The sequence below is a fragment of the Erythrobacter sp. NFXS35 genome (assembly GCF_040148725.1).
Lineage (GTDB): Bacteria > Pseudomonadota > Alphaproteobacteria > Sphingomonadales > Sphingomonadaceae > Erythrobacter.
In genome coordinates, this window is sequence record NZ_JAGDEB010000003.1 from 1 (window position 1) to 19,453 (window position 19,453).

Sequence of the window (19,453 nt, forward strand, 5' to 3'; positions counted from 1 at the left end):
AAGCACCGCCGCCCCCGCCCCCGCCCCCGCCGCAGCCGGTAACCAATCCTTCTGGCCCTGCCGCAGCAACGAACCCGTTCGCCGGTTTCGATTTCGTCGGCGGGACAGTGTACCCCTCGAAGGCGCAGGTGCGCATAGGGGACGCCAACGTGCCGGTAGGTGCGACCGAGGCCCACGTTCCGATCTCGCTCGACCGGCCGACCCCCAACACCGTGGTCGCCCGTGTGCTGACCCGCAATGGCTCGGGCGGCATATACGGGGTGGAAGGGCAGCATTTCAGCCGGGTCAGCACGCATGTCATTTTCCGACCGGGCGATCCGCTGGAACAGACAGTGCGTGTCCCCTTGAAGAATATGGATGCCGGCCGGCATTTCGATCTGATCTTTCCGGAAGGTGTGGCTGGCGGGGCCACCGCCGACGGCAGGGGCAAGATCACAGCGGTCGAGGGTGCGTCGGCGACAACCGCCAGGACGAGCGGGTTTCGTCCCTCCCGCAGTTTTGCCGCAACCGGCACTCTGGCCTATCGACTGGATCCGAAGACCGTGCGGTGGAGCGATGCAGGCGGGGCCGATACCTGGATCACCAAACTTCCGCATGGCCGCACCCAGCCGGCCAATGCCGAAACCGGGCTTTACCTGGACACGGTGCTGCACCAGTCGCCATTGCCGCCGTTCGGGGTGGAGAACGACGAACTGGTGATCAGAAGCCAGCAGTTGCTCAGCCCGATCCTGCATGACGGAACCTACTGGTATCATGGGGCGGCGATGCTGACCGGTCAGAAGATGCCGGCGACCCAGTTGCAGTATGGCCAATACGAATGGGAAGCGCTCATGCCGAACCGTCGCGGCGGTTGGCCAGCGCTGTGGCTGTTGCCGACCACGGGCTGGCCGCCGGAGATCGATGTCTATGAAGGTTTCGGATATTCATCCGATTGGAACTTCAGCCGAAATTATGCCGCTAACATTCATGGCGGAACGAAAGGCAAGCGCTCCTTTACCGCACTGATGCAGGTCAATTCGGCGAGCGTGTATGGCGTAAGCGGTTTCGATAGTTCGTATCATCGCTTTGCGGTCGATATTGCCGCCGATTACATCACGTGGTTCGTCGACGGTAAGGAAGTCTACCAGACGGTGAACCCCTTCCGCGGGACCTCCTGGTTTCCCTTGATGAACGTGGCGGTAAAGCACGGCGGCGACTATGTGGGCGGCACGGGCGAAATGCGGGTGCGATCGTTCGCGGTCTGGAAAGCGCCAAGTTGAACCATCAGACCGAACACGGCATTCGCCTGAGCGAGGTCCGAATTACAAGCGCAACGTCAAAAGGGTCACTGCCCGCGGGGCAGTGCGCCTGCTCCGCTGCGATTGCCGTCCGCGCTGTCGGGCTTTGTTTGTAGCGGCTCGATCCGCCACACTTCTCCCGCGTTGCCATCTTTGGCGTTGGTGAGAAGCCAGATCGCCCCGTCCGGCCCCTGTTCGACCTCGCGGATGCGCGTGTTGAGGGGGATGAACTCAGTCCCCGCCACTTCGCCGCCTTCCATATCGACCCGCTCGATGCCGCCTGCCGATAGCGCGCCGAACAGGATGTCGCCGCGCCAATCGGGAAACATGTTGCCGGTATAAACGATCATGCCCGAAGGCGAACGCACAGGGCTCCAGTATTGAGCGGCGCCCTTGAACTGCGGATATTCTTCCGGATCGGGGATGTCCGTGCCATCATAGTTGATGCCTCGGCTGACGACCGGCCATCCGTAGTTGGCGCCGCGTTCGATCCGGTTCAACTCGTCCCCGCCGAGCGGCCCCATCTCGACCACCCAAAGCGCGCCGGTATAGGGGTCGACTGCGGCGGCTTCGATGTTGCGATGGCCGTAGGACCAGATCGCCTCGTCCGCGTCATTGCGGCCAACGAACGGATTGTCGCGCGGAATCGATCCATCGTCGTTGAGCCGCACGACCGTGCCGAGCGTGTTGGACAGATCCTGCGCAGGCGCGAATTTGAAGCGTTCGCCGAGCGCGAGGTACAGCTTTCCATCGGGCGCAAAGACGATGCGATTGCCGAAGTGATTGGGGCCTTCGACCTTCATCTGCTGCCGCCAGATCACCTCGAAGCCTTCGATCCGGTCACCGACCATCCGGCCCCGGCCCAGCGCGGTTCCGGCGGTGCCGCCATCGCCCGCTTCGGCGAAGGTCAGGTAGACCATGTTATTGCTGGCGAATTGCGGATGCAGGGCCACGTCCATCAACCCGCCCTGCCCCTGCGCCCACACCTCGGGCGTTCCCGCCACCGGTGCTGACACGCTGCCGTCAGCGGACACGATCACGAGATCGCCGGGCTTTTCGGTCACCAGCATCCGTCCATCGGGCAGGAAGGTCATGCCCCACGGCGTATCGAGCCCTTCGGCGACCTTGCGCACCGACAGATAGGCATCCTGGGTGGCGACGGATTCGGCCTGGTCGCTCGGCTGGGCGAACGCGGGCAAGGCCGCGCCCGCCAGTGCCAGCGCGCCAATTGCGGCGGCGGAAATCGTACGTCTGGCGATCATGTGCATCTCCTCTCGGCGCGAACCGCGCCTGTTAGCGTTGCCCCCTCGCCCGCGCATCAGATCACAGCCAGCTGCCGGTTGGTCAGCGTGCCGCCATACTGGCGCCGCAGCCTGACCTTGCGTTCGAGATCGCTGATCACGACGCCGGAAAAGTCGATCCCGCTCAGGTCGTCGATGAAGTTAAGCGCTCCGGGCGTGTCGACATTAACCTCCATCATCTTGTCCCCGGCGATGTCGAGCCCAGCGAAATACATGCCGTCGTCGATCAGCTTGGGACCGACGATTTCAGCGATTTTCAGCGCCGCCGCATCGGGAACGGCCATCTCCATCCCGCCGCCTGCCGAAATGTTCGATCGGTGATCCTCGGTCTGGCTGAAGCGGTGAATGCAGGCATAGGTGCCATCGACCTTGAGCGGGCGCCCGTTGAGCGTGATCATCCTGAGGTCGCCCTCGGCCGCGGCGGGCAGGTATTCCTGCACGATTGCGTAGCCATCACGCGTCACCGCCTCGATGATCTGGTTGAGGTTCTGGCGGTTATTGTCGTCGATGATGAATACGCCATGCCCTCCCGATCCCTGCAGCGGCTTGATCACGCCCTTGCCGCCGTGCGCCTCGAGGAAGCGGTGCACCTCGGCGGCTTCGCGGGTGATCGTGGTGGATGGGCGCACGGCTTCGGGGAAGAACTGGAAATAGGTCTTGTTGACTGCGTCAGTGAGATGGTTGGGATCGTTGAGCACAATCGTGTCGCCGAGCGATGCGAGTTGGGCGAACAGCAGGCTGGATGAAGGCGCCCAACTGCGCGTGGTCAATTCCTCCGCCGGGTCGCCGCGCAACATCAGGATGTCGTAATCGGCCAGCTTGATCCGCTCGCGCCCTTTTTCCGGGTCTTGCAGGTGCGCAAGGTAGGTGGTGTCGTCATCGAACTCGGCAACCTTGCTGATCGTCGCCATCGCGCAGATGCCGTCCTGCCAATCGTAGATGAAGTCACCCAGCCCGATCAGGGCGACCTTATGCCCGCGCGCCACCGCCTTGCGGGCAAGGCGGATGGTTGAATAATCGTCCTTTTCGGTGGCGACATCGTTGACGACGAAGGCGATGGCGATTCGGGTTTCGGTCATGCGGCGGGGCTTTCGTGAAAGAGGGCGTGGAGCGGCGTTTCCCGCGCCTCGGCAAGGCGCTGCGTTGCAGCACCATCGGTCAGGAAGGACGGCAGGATTTCGGGCGGCACCAGCACACCTTCGGCCAATAATTGTTCGATCGTGTGGAGGTGCTTCAATGCAAACTTGCCCAGCATCAGTACCTCCAGGTCGCCCCCGCGCGCCAGATAGGCGAGCAATTCGGCCAGCCCCTTGAGATAAAGCGCATCCTTGGTCAGCCCGCCGCCGCGCTTGGCCCTGAGCGCAGTGTCGAAGGCGGTGTCGTGCGGGATCGCGTGTTCCTCCACGAGGCAGGCGAAGATTTCCGGCCCCATCGCTTCGCGCACTGCCATGTCCGCAGCGATCACCCGCGCCGCGAGCGTGCGCAGGCGTTCGGCCGGGAAATAGCCCGCGAGATATTCGGCCAGCACCGCCAGCCCTTCCTGCAGCTCGTCGTAATCAGCGAGCCCCCCAGCCAGCACCTTCAGCGGCTGACGCCGCCCGTTGTGGCGGCTGATCGCGTGGGTGCCGATCTCGTGCTGGATCAGCGGATCGATGCGCGATGTCGGCGTGGCGTAATCGGAGGCGATGTGAAGGTTGCCTGCCGATACATACAACGACACGCCCGGATGCGGATCGAGGATCACCTCGCACGCGAAATCGGGATGCTGCGCGCGGGTGCGGGCGACCTCGGCGCGCGCTGCAGCGGCCATTTCGGCAGCACCCGCATCGCATTCGTCATCGGGAAACACCGGGACTTTCTCAAGCACCTCCTCTGCGGTCGCCAGCAGCCGCTCGCTGGCATGGCCGAACAGGTCCATGCTCGCCAGAATGAAGCCCGAACGCCCGCGCATCGATACCAGTTCGATCTGGCGGTCGATCTCGCGCTGCTTTTCCAGCAGCAATGCCTGAACAAGGCGGTTCTGGATGTCTTCGACCGGCAGGGCGAACAGGGCTTCCCGCAAGGCCGGCGCATCGCGCTGCAGCCCTTCGGCAAAGCGGCTCGCGGGCATTTCGCGGTAGTTCGAGCGGACAAAGCCCTCCCAGATTTCGGCGACGTTGATGGGTGTCAGGCGCGACAGCCAGTCGACCCGCGCGTCCATTTGGGCAAGCGCAAGATCGACCGCCACCGCGGCATCGCACATTCCTGTGGCCGGGCTGTTTCGGGCTGGCATATTCATGTGCGGGCCGCCAGCCAGTCGCCCGCCCTGGCAAGTCCGGCGTGGAAGCCTTCACGCAAGTCCTGCAGCGCAAGAATATCAGCCTTGCCTGACCATTCGTCCATGAAGATCTTCTTGTATTCCAGCGTGATCACGCACGCCTTCGCGCCGAAGGTGGCGTGCAGCCATTCAGGGAAGTTGCCCCCGTCCTTCCACCGGATATTCACCCGCACGTCCGGCATCGCATCCCTGACCGGACGGGACGCCAGACCTTCGGCAAACGCGGCGAGCAAGCCGCCATGCGCATCGTGATCCAGCGTGGTCGCGCCAAGATCGATGTCGGGATTGCCCGATTGCGGCGCGAGGCGCGCGTTCGGACTGCCACGCCGGTGATTATAGCTGTGCAGGTCCAGCACCAGCACTTCACCATGCGCCGCTATCATCGCCTTCACCCGCTCTGCCATCAGCGTGTAGAAGTGGCGGTGCATCGCGCGGCTGGCCTCGATTTCGGCGCGGGGCAAGGTGTCGTTCCAGACCCTCACACCCCATGTTTCAGCGGGATCGCTGGTGATGCAGCGTTCCACCGGGCGGTTGAGATCGCATTCGAAACGCGAACGGTTGGCGCGCAGCACGGTGTCGCCGGCGGGGAGGAAATAATCGGTGAGCGGATCTTCCTCGCGCAGTCGTCCGGCTTCGTCCAGCGCGAGGTGCGGCTGCAGCGAAGGCCGGATGGTGTGTCCTGCGTGGATCGCCGTCACGAGCACCGGCCCTTCTGTGACGAGCAGGTCCCAAGGCGGCGAACACGCCTGCTCCGCTGCTGTATTCTTGCCGCTGTCCGCTCTTGTGCCCACCGCATCGCGGGCTGTTTCTTCAGTGTCGATTGTGTCGTCTTGCATGACCGATCAACCGGCAAGCCGATGGCGCTGTTCCGCTGCTTGCGATGGAGCGACGGGGACAGTCGGCAGAGCGGTCTGCGCCAGGAGTTTCGTGCTAGCCTGCATGGATCGCGCCCTAGCCCGCCAGTCCCATTCCGATTGCCAAGACTGCGATGCTTATGCCAACGGCTGCGATCAGCAGCAGCCCATCGCGCACCAACAACGCCAGCCCGAACGCCGCAATGGGCAGCATTGGCGCAGAGCTGGCAAAGGGCACGAATTCGAGTGGCGGCACCGTAAGGCACAACACGATCACCATGGCCGCCGCGATGCGTGGCCATGGCTGCTTGACGAAGCGCGGCAAACGACCATGGAACCAGCGGTCGAGCCAGGATGCGACAGGGTTGAGCTTGTCCGCCGCCTTGTGCAGCTTCCCTGCGGAGACCGACCGCCTTTGAATGAAGCCGGGCAACCACAGGTGGTCCTTGTCCCACAGCAGTTGGGCCGCGGTGATTGCGATGAACAGCGCAAGAAATGTCGGAACGCCGGGGATACCGCCGATGGGCGTGCTCTCGAGCAGCGCCGGGATCAGCAGGGCCGGGCCGTACGATCTGTCCCCGATTGCATCCAACACATCGCCGACACTGACCTTGTCGCGGCGATCGGCCGTGATGCGCAGAAGGTCCAGGATATCGCAGACCGAATGAACGGCTTGCCGATCGTCGCGAGGTTCGGCGTCGCTCATGCACCTTTGCCTTTCCGGCGAATATTCTGTCCCAATGATCCGTCCGTGCGGCCGTGCCAGCGCGGCGCCGGTTGCCTGCGAGGCGGGCAAGGTCGAATTTGCCGCCGACAGACACGCTCAGGTTGTCGGCAGTTGTCCTGCCTCGCACTCGCATGGATTAGGCGCGCAAAGGTCGGTGCAGGACCGCTTGAATCCCCTCCCCCACGCGGGCATCACAAGCTTGAGACAAAAGGGGAGTGGGTAATGCGCAAATCGATACTGGCAGCAGGCAGCGGGTTGGCCATATTGGCCGCGACAGGCGCGGGCGCGCAGACAACGGGTGACATTGCGCCTGCCTCGCAAGCAACCATCGCCGCGCAGCGATCTGCCGCCGACACGCTGCCGGACGACGGCACGCGCGATGCGGCATTCTCCACCCGCGGCTTCATTGCCACCCTGCCCGATCCGATGATCCGCAACGCGGCTGGCGAACCGGTCTGGAACCTCGATGCCTATGGCTTCGTCGCTGGCGCGGCCCCCGATAGTGTCCACCCGAGCCTGTGGCGCCACATGCGCCATCTGAAGCATCACGGACTCTACCGCGTCACCGAAAACCTGTGGCAGGTGCGCGGCTTCGACCTTGCCAACATGACGATCATCCGGGGCGAGACGGGCTGGATCGTGATCGATCCGCTGACCAGCGTCGAGACAGCGAAGGCGGCGATGGCGCTGGTGAATGCCACGCTGGGAACACGGCCGATCAGCGCGGTGATCTATTCGCACAGCCATGCCGATCATTTCGGCGGGGTGCGCGGGGTGATCGACGCCGACGATGCGACATCGGGTCGCGTGGTCGTGATCGCGCCCGAAGGCTTCATGGACGAAGCCACGTCAGAAAACGTCATGGCGGGCGGCGCGATGCTGCGGCGCGCGGCCTATCAGTTCGCCACCGGCATGGCGCCGGGGCCGCAAGGGCAGATGGGCAGCGGCATCGGAATGGGCGTATCGGGCGGAACATTGTCGCTGATCGCGCCGACCGATACCATCGCCGCCACCGGCGACACACGGGTGGTGGACGGGGTGCGCCTCGAATTCCAGATCGTTTCGGGCAGCGAGGCGCCGGCGGAGTTCAACGTCTTCATTGCGCCGGAAAAAACGTTCCTCGCCGCGGAAATCGCGACCTGCACGATGCACAATATCCTCACGCCGCGCGGCGCCAAGGTGCGCGATGCGCGGGCCTGGGCACACTATCTCGACGAGGCAGCGCGGCGCTACGCCCCGCAAAGCGACACGGTGATTTCGAGCCATTGCTGGCCGATCTTCGGGCGCGCCGAAGGCACCCAATGGCTGGAGGCGCAACGCGACAATTACCGTTATCTGCATGATCAAACCGTGCGCCGGATGAACCGCGGCGAGACCATGGCCGAGATCGCGGAAAGCCTGACCCTGCCTGCAGACCTCGGGCAGGAATGGTCGACCCACGGCTATTACGGCACCTACAGCCACAATGCGAAGGCGATCTACCAGTTCTATCTTGGCTGGTATGACGCCGTGCCCGCCAACCTCAACCCGCATCCGCCGGTGGAGCGTGCCGCGAAACTGGTCGATGCACTGGGCGGCGAGGGCCGCGTGCTGGCGCTGGCGCACAAAGCGATGGCGGGCGGCGATTACCGCTGGTCTTCGGACCTGTTGCAGAACCTCGTGTTTGCCGAGCCGGACAATGCGGCGGCACGCGCAGCGCTGGCGGAAAGTTACGAACAGCAGGGCTACCAGTCGGAAAGCGCGATCTGGCGCAACCAGTTCCTTGCTGCAGCGCGCGATCTGCGCGGCGCGGCCCCGCGCAACGCCGCGCCCCAGAGCACCGATCTGATCGCCGCCGTCGCCACGCAGGAATTGCTCGATTCCACCGCCACCCGGTTCGCTCCGGAACGCTTCGGCAATCGCAGTCTTACTGCCAGCCTGGAACTGACCGACCGCAAGGAGAAGGCGATGCTGGAGACCAATGGCCGCGTGCTGATCGGCCGTGTGGGCGATGCGCCAGCCGATGCCGACATCACGGTCCGCGGGCCGCGGGCAATGATGCTGGCGCTGCTGTTCCTGAAGCAGCCGGTCAGCGCCTTGCAAGCGGCCGGGCTTCAGGTCGAAGGCGATCCGGCTGCTCTCCAGCACCTGATCGACGCGCTCGATCCCATGCCGCAGGGCTTCGCCATCGTCGAACCGTAGAAGAGCGGCATGTCCGCACGAAGGGAACGCGGCGCTGATCCGTTCGGCAATGAGACGGCGGTTTGTCATGGGCCATGCCGCGAAAGGAAAACGCGATGGAGTCGATAAAAGACGAGATCCGTCGATGAGCAAGGTCGGCATTGCGCTCAACCGCTTCGGCTATGGCCTTGCACGGGGCGAGCGGCCACCGGCCGACCCCGAAGCTTATCTGCTGCGCCAGCTCGATACCTTCGACCCCGCGCCGCGCCCGATCGCTGCGCGCAGCGCGACACGCGGCAAGACGGGCGAAATGCTGCAATTGCTGCGGGACTTGCGCGAACGGATACAGCAAACGGGCGATCCGGCAATGAACGAGGCTGGCGTCGGCACGATGATGACCGAAGCCGGCATGGACAATCAGCGCGCCGCCGCGCTTGCCGCCTTGCCGCCCGAATACCGCGAGAAACTGGCCGAAGCGCGCCGCGTGGTGATCGACGATCTGGCGGTGCGGGTGAAAGTCGCCATCGACGGCCCCACGCCGCTGGTCGAACGGCTTGTGCATTTCTGGTCGAACCATTTCAGCGTCTCCGTCGGCAAGCCGGGGACGCAGTTCGAAGTCGGCCCGCTCGAATTCGAGGCGATCCGCCCAAATGTGCTGGGCCGCTTTTCCGACATGCTCAAGGCCGCCGTACTGCATCCGGCGATGCTGCTCTATCTCGACCAGTTCCAGTCGACCGGGCCGGGCTCCCGGGTCCAGCAACGCCGCAGGCGGTGGGCGAACCAGCAGGGCGGGCGCGGCGGGCTGAATGAAAATCTCGCCCGCGAAGTCCTCGAACTGCATACGCTCGGCGCCGGGGGCGGCTACGATCAGGACGACGTGACCGAGCTTGCCCGCGCGCTGACCGGATGGACAGTGCCGGGGATCGGGCGGGTTGGCCGGTTTGCCGAAGACCAGCCGAGCGGCGCGGCCTTCGTGGCGCTGGCGCATGAGCCGGGTGCGCGCACGATCATGGGCCGCCGCTACCCCGCGGGCGGCCCGCAGCAGGCGCTGGCGGTGCTGGACGATCTGGCCGCACATCCTGCCACGGCGCGCTTCATTGCCACCAAGCTGGCCCGCCATTTTGCCGGAGACACACCGCCGCCCAGCCTCATCACCCGGCTCGAAGCCGATTTTCGCACCACCGGCGGCGATCTTGCCGGCCTGACCCGCACCCTGATTGCTTCGCCTGAAGCGTGGGTGCCGGGGCCGGTCAAGTTCCGCGCGCCGTTCGAATGGTTTGTTGCCGCGGCCCGGCTCACGGGGATCGAGGGGCTGGAGCCGCGCCGGATTGGGCGCGCGCTCAACGAACTGGGCCAATCGCCGTGGCGCGCGCCCTCGCCCGCCGGCTATGATGATCTTGCCGCCAGCTGGGCCGCGCCCGACCTGCTGCTGCGCCGCGCCGAACTGGCCGAACGCATGGTGCAGGCTGTGCCCGCCGACGATGTCATCGCCCGCGCCGAAGCCGCCTTCCCCGATACACTGAGCGACACCACTCGCACGCTGCTCACCCGCGCCGAAAGCGGGCGGCAGGCGCTCGCGCTGCTACTGGTCGCCCCTGAAATGATGCGGAGATAGGCCATCATGCTCATCCCTCTCAATCGCCGCACGCTGATTGCCGGATCGCTTGCGCTGGGCGCCAGCGGATTCGCCCTGCCCCGCATCGCGCTGGCGCAGGCGAGCGGCACGCGCAATCTGCTGTTCGTGCTGCTGCGCGGCGCGGCCGATGGATTGTCGATGCTCGCCCCGGTCGGCGATCACGGCCTTGAAGCCCTGCGCGGGGCCAGCCTTGCCGATTACGACGGCGCACCCCGGATCGGCAGCTTCTTTTCGCTCCATCCGGCGCTGACGGAGATCGCCAAGGCAGCGCAGGCAGGCGAGGCGCTGTTCGTCCACGCCGCCGCCACCGCCTATCGCGAGCGTTCGCATTTCGACGGGCAGAACCTGCTCGAAAGCGGCGGGCAGGTGCCTTATGCGGCCAAGGACGGGTGGCTCAACCGGCTGGTCGGCCTGATGAACGCAGCGGCATCGGGGGAACCGCTGCGCGCATTGGCGATCGCGCCCTCCGTGCCGCTGGCACTGCGCGGCGATGCGCCGGTGTCGAGCTACGCGCCATCATCCCTGCCCGATGCGAGCGCGGATTTCATTGCCCGGGTTGGCGCGCTGTATGAAAGCGACGCCGAACTGGCGAGCCTGTGGGCACGCGCGCTCGAAACGCGGGCAATGGCAAGCGACGATGGCCTGCGGAACCTGCGCGATGCGAGCGCCAACGGAGCCCTGGTCGCCTCGCTGATGCGCGGAGAACGCGGCGCGCGGATCGCGATGATCGAACTGGACGGCTGGGACACCCACGCCAATCAGCGCGGCGCGTTTGCCCGGCAGGCGCGCGGGCTCGATGCGCTGCTTGCCGCCTATCGCAGCGGCATGGGCGATGGCTGGCGCGACACGATAGTGCTGGTGGCTACCGAATTCGGGCGCACGGCGCAGCTTAATGGCACCGGCGGCACCGATCACGGAACCGCCAGCACTGCGATGGCGCTGGGCGGCGGAGTGCGGGGCGGACGGGTGTTGGCCGATTGGCCGGGGCTTGGCACAAACCAGCTGTACGAAGGCCGCGATCTTGCGCCCACCACCGCGCTGGAAAGCGTGCTGGCCGGCGCGGTGGCCGAACATCTGGGGCTGGACCCGGCGCAGGCCATGGCCCGGCTGTTTCCCGGCCGCAGCGCCGCGCCGTTATCGGGTATCGTGCGCGGTTAGAACGAACACTCCGTCGCTTCGGCGGCGCTATCGCGGCTGATTTCGCTGATCTGGATCACGAAAGCGTCTTCGGACGCAAAGGTCAGGCGGCCCCCCGCTTCGCCCAGACACGCCGCGCTCAGCACCATTGCGCGCCAGCCCTTGCCCTCGGCGACTGAAAGCGGCTGGGTGATGTCGAACGGCTTGCCTCCTGCGGTGACGGTGACCGACGCGGTGGGCCGTGCGCTCACTTGATAGGCGATGCGCCACGCGGCCCCGCTGTCGGGCCCGGTCAGGGTCAGCTTTGCGCCGCGGGCAAAGGCGATGCGGCGGGCGTCTTCCTGCGCCTTGCGATCAATGCCGCTCGCGGTGATGCCATTGCCGGTGCCGCGCAGATCGGGCAGCACGGCATTATCGGCCACTGCCTGCACTTGCACGCCGAGCCGCCCGGCAGCGAACCACGCCGCGCCGTTATCGGCAGTCAGTGCATTGCAGGTTTCGTCCAGCGGCGCGAGGCGCGCGGCAGCGCCCAGATCAAGCCCGTAGCCCAGCGGAAACAGCGCGCCCTCGGGCCCGTTGAGCGGTGCGCCTTCGCAGCTTGCCGGCCAGCTGAAGGACAATCTCCCGGTTGCAGGATGCTGCCCGAACAACACGTCGGCCACCCCTGCCCCTTCGCTTCCGGGAAGCCATGCGGCGACAAAGGCTTCCGCGGCGTTGAGTTCGCGGTTCATCCACAGCGGGCGGCCAGACAGGAACACAGCCACGGTGGGGATGCCTTGCGCACGATACGCTTTGAGCAGTGCCAGCCCCTCTTCGTCGCGGAAGGCCAGATCCTTCCGGTCGCCGACAAATTCGGCATAGGGCTCCTCGCCGAACACGACGATGGCGACGTCAGGCTTCCCGCCCGCTTGTCCGTCCTTCGCCAGCACTGCTTGCCCGCCCGCCGCCTTGGCCGCAGCGGCAATCCCGTCAAAGATCGAGGTTGCGCCGGGAAAGTCGGCAGCGGTCAGATCGCCTCCGCCCTGCCACGTGACGGACCAGCCGCCCGCCTGCTGCGCGATATTGTCCGCCGCGCTTCCGGCCACTTCGATCCGCGCACCGGGCTTCAACGGCAGGACGCCGTGGTTCTTGAGCAATACCTGCGATTTCGCCGCCGCCTCGCGCGCAATGGCGCGGTGTTCGGGCGACCCAAGCAGGTCCCAGCGTCCGCCATAGGCGCGATCAGAGGGCTTCACCTGCCCATCGAACGTGCCCAGCTGCCGCTTAAGGCGCAGCACCCGCAGCACCGCTTCGTCGAGCCGCTGCATCGGAATGGTGCCGTTCCTGACCTGCTTGACCAGCGAGGCATGGAGCGCCTTCCAGTCTTCGGGCACCATGTAGACATCGAGCCCCGCCAGCAGCGCCTGCGGACAATCGGAATTGGTGCATCCCGCGACCTGCCCGTGCCCGTTCCAATCACCGACAACCACCCCGTCAAAGCCCAGCCGCCCTCGCAATTCGCCGGTCAGCAGCGGAGCATTGCCGTGCATCTTGGTGCCGTTGATTGAATTGAAGCTGGCCATCACGCTGGCGACCCCGGCCTCGATCGCGGCGGGGTACGGCGCGGCGTGGATCGCCATCAGTTCGGCAAGGTCGCCGTTCACATCGCCCTGATCAACGCCTTGCGCGGTGCCGCCGTCGCCAAAGAAATGCTTGGCCGTGGCCGCGACCTTGTCGGCGCCCAGAAAGCCCGGTTCGCCGGGGCGTCCCTGTAAGCCTTCAACCATCGCCGCGCCGAGCCGAGCGACCAGTTGCGGATCTTCGGAATAGCTTTCGTAGGTGCGGCCCCAGCGGTCGTCACGCGCGACCGCGATGGTCGGAGCAAAGGTCCAGTCGATGCCGGTGACCGCGATTTCAACCGCGGTGGCGGCACCGATGCGGCGGATCAGATCAGCGTCACCCGCCGCGCCCAGCGCAATATTGTGCGGAAAAACGGTCGCCCCGATGACGTTGGCATGGCCATGCACCGCATCGGTCGCCCACAGCGCCGGAACCGCCGGTTCGCCGCCGGGCAGCGGCGCCGTGGATGCTTCCCAGAATTCATCGGCGAGCTTCAGCCAATCCGCTGCTGGCGCCTTGTCATCGCCGTATGGCCCGGAATTGCCGCCGTTGAGAATCGTGCCAAACCGGTAGCGGCGCACATCGGCAGGCGTGATCGAGCCGATATCCGGCATGACGATCTGCGCCACCTTACGCTCGAGGCTCATCGCCGCGAGCAATTGCTCAGGGCTAGGAGGCGCAGCCTCTGACTGCGCGACAGGCGGTGTACCCATCGGCTGCAACGGAGCCGTTGTGGAACAGCCGGCCAGCAGGACAGCAAAGCCCACGCTCGCTGCAAGCTGCCCGAAAATTTTACGCGTCACCAGGCAAGTCCCTCCCAAGACCATCGATCGGCTGGCCGTGCGTTCTGTTGAGAACGTTATCAAGATACTACAAACCCCGCATCCTTTTGCAAGCCTCATGCGGTCAGGCGATGCAGGTTCCCACAGGTCGTGCAAAGGATGCCAGCAGCACCGCGCTCGCCAGCGACAGCCCCGCGAACAGCACGAACAGCGCAGAATAGCCAAGCCCCGGCACCAGCAGCACCGTCAGCCACGGCATCACCATTGCCGGCAGCGTGTTGGTGAGGTTGAACAACCCCAGGTCGCGCCCGCGATGTTGCGGCGCAGGCAGCACCCGCAAGGTCTGGCTGGTATGCAGCGAAAGAAAGATCGCCGCGGCTATGGCGAACAGCACATAACCCGCCACTGCCAACGAAAGCGTGCCCGCCCCCGCCATCACCAGCATTCCCGCTGCACACAACGCCGCGCATCCCGCCAGCGGCAGGATCGGGCGACCATGGCGGTCCGACCAGCGCCCCAGCAGCAGCGACAGCGGCACCGCACAGACCAGCACCACGCTGAAGATATTGGCAGCCGCATTCTCGGGGAAACCCGGTGCCAGCGAGCGGAGCCAGAACAGCAGGAACGCGAACATCCCGCCTTCGGCCACCTGCACCAGAAACCGCGCCAGCCACATCCGCCGCACCGCGTGGTCGACCATTGCCGCATCGTCCCTGGCTACCGCGCTCCGCGGGTGCATCAGCGCCGCACGCGTCCGCCTGCCGCCGAAGATCACCGCCGGCAGCACCAGCGCCGCGACCAGCGCCGCCACCAGCCACAACCGCCCATCTGCCGGAACCAGCCCGGCATAAGTCACCAGCGATCCAGCCAAGGCACCAAGCGCCGGAGACACCGCCAAAGCGCCGCCGAGCACGCCCTTCTGGCTATCGGGAAAGCAATCCCCCGCCCATGCCATCAGCGGTGCAAGCATCAGGTTGAGCCCGACCTGCCAGGCCATCACCAGCAGCACCAACTCGCTGGCCGATCGCGCTTCGCCCACCGCAAGCAGCAGCCCGCTGGAAAGCGCCAGCCCTGCCACGATCCACGGGCGGCGTACGGCGAAGCGGTCGCTCAGTGCCCCGGCGGCGAGGTTGGCGATACTTGCAACCACCGCGCCGAAGAATGACACCTGCGCGAGCACCGCCACATCCTCAGTCCCCTGCAATTCGGCGATGCGCTGCGGCAACAGCACGGTCAGCAGCGGGACATAAGCGACTGCCCCGCCCGCCGCAGCCAATGCGAACAGCACCAGAAACCAGCCCGGTTGGCGTGCAGCTTCCGGCAGCGTCGCGTTCAAGCGGTGCCCGATGCGCTGGGAGGCGCGGGCGCGGTGGACGAACGCTCGATCAGACTGGCGGCCACTTCGATCACCCCATCGCCTCCCTCCTCGCGGCCGTGCAGGATAAGCTGCTCGACCGCGCGCGAAACAGTTTCGGCAATCGGCTGGTCGATGGCGGTTAGCGGCGGCTGAGTGAAACGCACGATCGGGGTGTTATCGAAGGACACCAGCGACAGGTCGCGCGGCACGCTCATACCGCGGTCCCGCGCCACTTCCAGCGCGGCCAGCGCCATCTGATCGCTGCTGGCGATGATCGCGGTCAGATCAGGATTGCGATCGAGCAGGGCGCGCGTCGCCCGAGTGCCGGATTCGTAGCCGAAATCGCCCGCTTCGAGCAGCCCTTCCCACGGTAGCCCATGTTCGCCGAGCGCGCGTTTCCACCCCTCGATCCGCCAGCCGCTAAGGCTGTATTGCGCCGGCCCGGCGATCATTGCGATGCGGCGGTGGCCGAGTTCGATCAATCTGCTGGTGGCGAGATGCGCCGCGCCGTCATCGCCCATCGTCAGCGCGACGCCCGGCCCCGGCTCCATCGATCCGATCCGGGCAAAGGGAATATCCCGCTCCGCCAGCAGCGCCGTGATCAGCTGGTTTTCCGAATGCGGCGGGGTCAGCACCACGCCGTCAGGCTGCAGTGCCGAAATCGCCGCGCCCAACTCGCGCTCGACATGATCGGAATGGGTGTCGATCAGTTCGACCATCATGCGGTAGCCGTGTTTGGAGCAGGTCAGTATCCCGCCCAGCAACATCTGGTCCACCCAATCGGTGCCGCGCCGCTCGCGCCAGTCGGCCAGCGTGCGCTCGCGGTCATTGATGGCGAGGATGATGTAGGATCGCGACCCGCTCATGCGCTGGGCCGCAAGGCTCGGCACATAGCCCAGACGATCGATCGAAGCGCGCACCTTGTCGCGCAATTGGGAGCGCACGTTCGGCCCGCCATTGACGACGCGGCTTACCGTCTGGAGCGAGACTCCCGCATCCTCGGCAACGTCCCTGATCGTGACTGATTTGCGCCCGCGCGCCATTGGCCCTGTGTTCCCGTCCCGCTCATCACATGCACGCGCGCGCCGTATCGGGATCGCTCGCGCAGCGATAGACCCTGATCCAGTCGATTGCGAATTGCGCGGGAAAGGTGCTGGCTGCAAGCCCTTTCGCATTGTTTTCTTCCGCCAGTGACTGCCCCCGTCGCGGTTCTGCATGGCATTGGCGGGCGCATCGCAATGCGCAGCACAGCGTCCCTTGCCATTGCGCGCTGCGGTGTTCGATCGAGCGGCTATGACCATGCGGCGCGCCCGGTCATCGCAGATGTTGCCGATCAGCCATTTGTCCCCACGCGTAATGAAAGGCACAAAAATTCCATTTGTGAACGATCACAATTTGGCGCTATACCCAAAAACGAAAAGATCGCATGAGCGAAATGCAATGGGGAGAGAGCAAAATGCACCTACATCGTCGGATGTTGTTGACCAGCGTCGCAATTCTGGTTCTCGCACAACCAGCCTTCGCGCAAGACCAGGCCTCGGATGTGCCTGCCGATCAGGCGCAGGAACCACAGGTCGAGGCACAGGGTCGCGAAATTATCGTCACCGTCGACCGCCGCGAGCAGTCCCTGCAGGACTTTGCCGGCACGGCGTTCGCCATCAGCGGCGATGATTTGCAGGCTATCGGCGTGCAGAACATCACCGACCTTCAAAACCAGATTCCGGGCCTTTCGGTTGCAAACAACCAGGGCAATATTGAGGTTTACATCCGTGGTATCGGTTCAAGCAACAATACCGAGTTGGGTGACCCGGCGGCGGCCTTCCACTTCGATGGCGTCAACATCCCGCGTCCATCAGGTATCGGTTCTGCGTTCCATGACATTGAGCGCGTTGAAGTGAACGTGGGCCCTCAGGGCACGCTGCGCGGTCGGAATGCGACTGCTGGTTCGATCAACGCGATCAGCTTTCGCCCCGGTCTTGGCGGTTTTGACGGAGCGATTGACGTCGAGTACGGCAATTTCGATCACCGCTCGGTGCGCGCAGTATTGAACCTTCCGCTGTCGGATACGGTCGCGGTCCGCTTTTCCGGACTCTATCAGGCTAATGATTCCTATTACAACAACGTCGGTCCTGTCCAAGGGATTGGTGTTGCCGAGGCGCAAGACAATCTGTCCGGCCGTGCGCAGATTTTGTGGGAGCCCACCGATCGGCTGACGATCCTTGTCGCGGGTGACTACATTGCCGAAAACGGCACAGGCTACACCGGCACCAATTATGCGCTGCCCCTGGGGGCGCTTGAAGATGGCGACATCACACAGGCAGAATTCGACAATATCGACCCTCGCGATGTGATCGCGCGCGGTATCACGCCGCAGCTCAATACCGATCACTGGGGGATCAGGGCCACCATCGAATATGAAGGTGATGGCTTCAACGTCGAATATACCGGCAGCTTTCGCGATGCGGTTTACGATTACGAAGCGACCACGCCGCTGTCGCCTGACTTTCCCGGCGCATTGGATCGCCTGTCGGAGCGCGACAATATTTTCACACCCGAGCCGGGTGATGTGATCAGCGATCCGATCATTCTGGCCGAAAATCTCGACAACTTCTCGCGCTTTCGGATCATCTCGGATTCCCGCTCGCAATTCCATGAGTTGCGGATCTTCAACGCCGAGGGCCCCTTTATCTGGAGCTTTGGCGGGGTGTACATCAGCGAAGAACAGCGATCCTTCCTTGGCTCCACGGGGGATCGTGGCCTCTTCTTTCAGGGCATCGAATTCAACACCAGAACCGACACCGAATCCTACGGGATCTACGGCGATGCGACGTATGAGGTGGCCGACAATTTCCGCGTGACCGCCGGGCTGCGTTACACCGATGACAGGAAGGAACGGACAGGCGTGGCTGCGCGCTATGGCCTTGCGCTGGGGGGCGGCAGCTTTGAATGTTGCGGCGGTGTCCGTGTGGGTACCGAGGGCTTTGAGTTTGCCGCTTTTGACCGGACCATCATCAATCCCGATACCGATGGCGATGGCACAATTTCAAACGCAGAAATCTTCGCATTTCACGCTGACGGGATCGCGCAGTCCGGTGCGCGTGACAATCTGGGGGCCATTCTGGCGAACGGGCCGCAAGCCATTTTCGCAACCCCCTTCCCTGAAGGCGGCGATGGCACCATCCTGACGACGCCGTGTATCGATACAGTATCGTTCGACTTCTTCAGCTGCCAGGGCTTCACCAATGGTGAGTTTGCACCGGGCGTTTTCCCCATCAATCCGGGCGCTTTCACCTTCGCCGTTCCGTTTGGCGGGCAGATTTTCCAGCAGGATGGCGAATTTCAGGATGACTTTGTCGACTGGCGCCTGCGTGCCGAATTCGACATCACGCCAGACAATCTGATCTACGCGCTGGTTGCCAATGGCCACAAATCGGGTGGCTTCAACGACAATCTCGGCGACAATGGCATTGCCCCCACCTACGGAACCGAAAACGTCGTGCTGTATGAAATCGGCAGCAAGAACGAATTCGAAATCGGCGGACGCAAGGCCTATCTCAACGGCTCATTGTTCTACAATGATTATTCCGATCAGGTGTTTACGGGCCTTCTGAGCGTTGAAACGGCAGTTGAAATTGCAAACGAACTGCTGGGGCAGGTCGTTGAAGTCCCAGAGGGGACAAACGCTGCCCTGGTCGTGTCATTCAGCTTCAACGCTGCAGATTCGGAGATTTACGGAGCCCAGGTCGAAGGCGGTTTTCAATTGCCTGGCAACATCGACGTCGGTTTCACCGCGCTCTGGCTTGAGGCCAAGATCAAGGATGCGGAAGATATTCCTGACTTCCGCTTCCAGCCCGATGTCGACTCCGGCAACGCCGTATTTCGTCCGATTGCCGGCAATCGCCTCCCGCGCACGCCGCGCTGGCAGCTGAATGGCAAGATCAGCCAGGTGATCGAGCTGCCCAAAGGTCAGCTCGATTGGGTCGCGTCTTTGGGTTATCGCTCTTCGCAATTCCATACGATTTTCAACAGTCTGGTATTCGATGCGGACAATAACGGTACGCCGGTCACCGGTGGCCGTCTGCTTGACAGGATCGATGGCTATGCCACGTTGGATATCGGGGCTGGCTGGACCATTGACGACGCGAGCAAATACCGCCTCGAAGTCTATGGCAACAACGTGACCAACCAGCAGGAAGAAGCCGCGGTTATCATCACCCAGTTCGATAACACCCGCTTCTTCATCCGACCCCGGACCTACGGCGTGCGCTTTGCCGCCAAGTTCTAGGCGCGGGCACACGCTTGCGGC

Annotated in this window: 13 protein-coding genes; 5 read left to right on the forward strand and 8 right to left on the reverse strand. The window is 64.3% G+C overall.

Going from position 1 to position 19,453, the window contains the following annotated elements; translation table 11 throughout:
• Nucleotides 1-1,259, forward strand: a 1,259-nt coding sequence (locus J3454_RS11635) for a glycoside hydrolase family 16 protein (RefSeq protein WP_349513951.1), incomplete at its 5' end; no start/stop codon positions are given.
• A gap of 65 nt (nucleotides 1,260-1,324) precedes the next feature.
• Here the strand turns inward: J3454_RS11635 and J3454_RS11640 are convergent.
• From J3454_RS11640 to J3454_RS11660, 5 genes are all read right to left on the reverse strand, one after another.
• Complete coding sequence (locus J3454_RS11640) at nucleotides 1,325-2,539, reverse strand: PQQ-dependent sugar dehydrogenase (RefSeq protein ID WP_349513952.1); 1,215 nt, start codon at nucleotides 2,537-2,539, stop codon at nucleotides 1,325-1,327.
• A gap of 56 nt (nucleotides 2,540-2,595) precedes the next feature.
• Entirely contained in the window at nucleotides 2,596-3,657 is a 1,062-nt protein-coding gene (locus J3454_RS11645) for an ATP-grasp domain-containing protein (RefSeq protein ID WP_349513953.1), read from the reverse strand.
• Nucleotides 3,654-4,856, reverse strand: a complete 1,203-nt coding sequence (locus tag J3454_RS11650; protein WP_349513954.1) for a tyrosine/phenylalanine carboxypeptidase domain-containing protein — start codon at nucleotides 4,854-4,856, stop codon at nucleotides 3,654-3,656. Before J3454_RS11650 ends, J3454_RS11645 begins: the two co-directional genes overlap by 4 nt.
• Nucleotides 4,853-5,731, reverse strand: a complete 879-nt coding sequence (locus J3454_RS11655) for an N-formylglutamate amidohydrolase (protein ID WP_349513955.1) — start codon at nucleotides 5,729-5,731, stop codon at nucleotides 4,853-4,855. The genes J3454_RS11650 and J3454_RS11655 overlap by 4 nt, the downstream gene beginning before the upstream one ends.
• Nucleotides 5,732-5,846: 115 nt before the next feature.
• On the reverse strand, nucleotides 5,847-6,455 hold the full coding sequence (locus J3454_RS11660) for an exopolysaccharide biosynthesis protein (RefSeq protein ID WP_349513956.1): 609 nt from the start codon (nucleotides 6,453-6,455) through the stop codon (nucleotides 5,847-5,849).
• A gap of 243 nt (nucleotides 6,456-6,698) precedes the next feature.
• On the opposite strand from J3454_RS11660, the gene J3454_RS11665 reads away from it, so the two are divergent.
• The 3 genes from J3454_RS11665 to J3454_RS11675 all read left to right on the forward strand — a co-directional run bounded on the left by J3454_RS11665 (nucleotide 6,699) and on the right by J3454_RS11675 (nucleotide 11,430).
• Entirely contained in the window at nucleotides 6,699-8,657 is a 1,959-nt protein-coding gene (locus tag J3454_RS11665) for an alkyl/aryl-sulfatase (protein ID WP_349513957.1), read from the forward strand.
• A gap of 124 nt (nucleotides 8,658-8,781) precedes the next feature.
• A complete protein-coding gene (locus tag J3454_RS11670; RefSeq protein WP_349513958.1) occupies nucleotides 8,782-10,251 on the forward strand; it encodes a DUF1800 domain-containing protein in 1,470 nt (489 codons plus the stop codon).
• A 6-nt stretch (nucleotides 10,252-10,257) separates the two neighbouring features.
• Nucleotides 10,258-11,430, forward strand: coding sequence for a DUF1501 domain-containing protein (locus J3454_RS11675; protein ID WP_349513959.1), 1,173 nt, complete (start codon nucleotides 10,258-10,260; stop codon nucleotides 11,428-11,430).
• On the opposite strand, the gene J3454_RS11680 is transcribed toward J3454_RS11675, so the two are convergent.
• From J3454_RS11680 to J3454_RS11690, 3 genes are all read right to left on the reverse strand, one after another.
• Complete coding sequence (locus tag J3454_RS11680) at nucleotides 11,427-13,811, reverse strand: glycoside hydrolase family 3 protein (RefSeq protein WP_349513960.1); 2,385 nt, start codon at nucleotides 13,809-13,811, stop codon at nucleotides 11,427-11,429. The genes J3454_RS11675 and J3454_RS11680 overlap by 4 nt on opposite strands.
• Before the next feature lie 103 nt (nucleotides 13,812-13,914).
• Nucleotides 13,915-15,126, reverse strand: a complete 1,212-nt coding sequence (locus J3454_RS11685) for an MFS transporter (protein WP_349513961.1) — start codon at nucleotides 15,124-15,126, stop codon at nucleotides 13,915-13,917.
• The gene (locus J3454_RS11690) at nucleotides 15,123-16,190 is read right to left on the reverse strand and encodes a LacI family DNA-binding transcriptional regulator (RefSeq protein ID WP_349513962.1); all 1,068 of its coding nucleotides are present in this window, start codon (nucleotides 16,188-16,190) and stop codon (nucleotides 15,123-15,125) included. The genes J3454_RS11685 and J3454_RS11690 overlap by 4 nt, the downstream gene beginning before the upstream one ends.
• Before the next feature lie 383 nt (nucleotides 16,191-16,573).
• Between J3454_RS11690 and J3454_RS11695 the strand changes: the two genes are divergently transcribed.
• Nucleotides 16,574-19,432 (forward strand): TonB-dependent receptor, encoded by a 2,859-nt coding sequence (locus tag J3454_RS11695; protein ID WP_349513963.1) that lies wholly within the window; start codon nucleotides 16,574-16,576, stop codon nucleotides 19,430-19,432.
• Nucleotides 19,433-19,453: the final 21 nt, after the last annotated feature.

Coding starts and splice junctions, on each gene's coding strand:
- J3454_RS11640 (WP_349513952.1), bottom strand. CDS start 2,539: ATGATCGCCAGACGTACGATTTCCGCCGCCGCAATTGGCGCGCTGGCA.
- J3454_RS11645 (WP_349513953.1), bottom strand. CDS start 3,657: ATGACCGAAACCCGAATCGCCATCGCCTTCGTCGTCAACGATGTCGCC.
- J3454_RS11650 (WP_349513954.1), bottom strand. CDS start 4,856: ATGAATATGCCAGCCCGAAACAGCCCGGCCACAGGAATGTGCGATGCC.
- J3454_RS11655 (WP_349513955.1), bottom strand. CDS start 5,731: ATGCAAGACGACACAATCGACACTGAAGAAACAGCCCGCGATGCGGTG.
- J3454_RS11660 (WP_349513956.1), bottom strand. CDS start 6,455: ATGAGCGACGCCGAACCTCGCGACGATCGGCAAGCCGTTCATTCGGTC.
- J3454_RS11665 (WP_349513957.1), top strand. CDS start 6,699: ATGCGCAAATCGATACTGGCAGCAGGCAGCGGGTTGGCCATATTGGCC.
- J3454_RS11670 (WP_349513958.1), top strand. CDS start 8,782: ATGAGCAAGGTCGGCATTGCGCTCAACCGCTTCGGCTATGGCCTTGCA.
- J3454_RS11675 (WP_349513959.1), top strand. CDS start 10,258: ATGCTCATCCCTCTCAATCGCCGCACGCTGATTGCCGGATCGCTTGCG.
- J3454_RS11690 (WP_349513962.1), bottom strand. CDS start 16,190: ATGGCGCGCGGGCGCAAATCAGTCACGATCAGGGACGTTGCCGAGGAT.
- J3454_RS11695 (WP_349513963.1), top strand. CDS start 16,574: ATGAGCGAAATGCAATGGGGAGAGAGCAAAATGCACCTACATCGTCGG.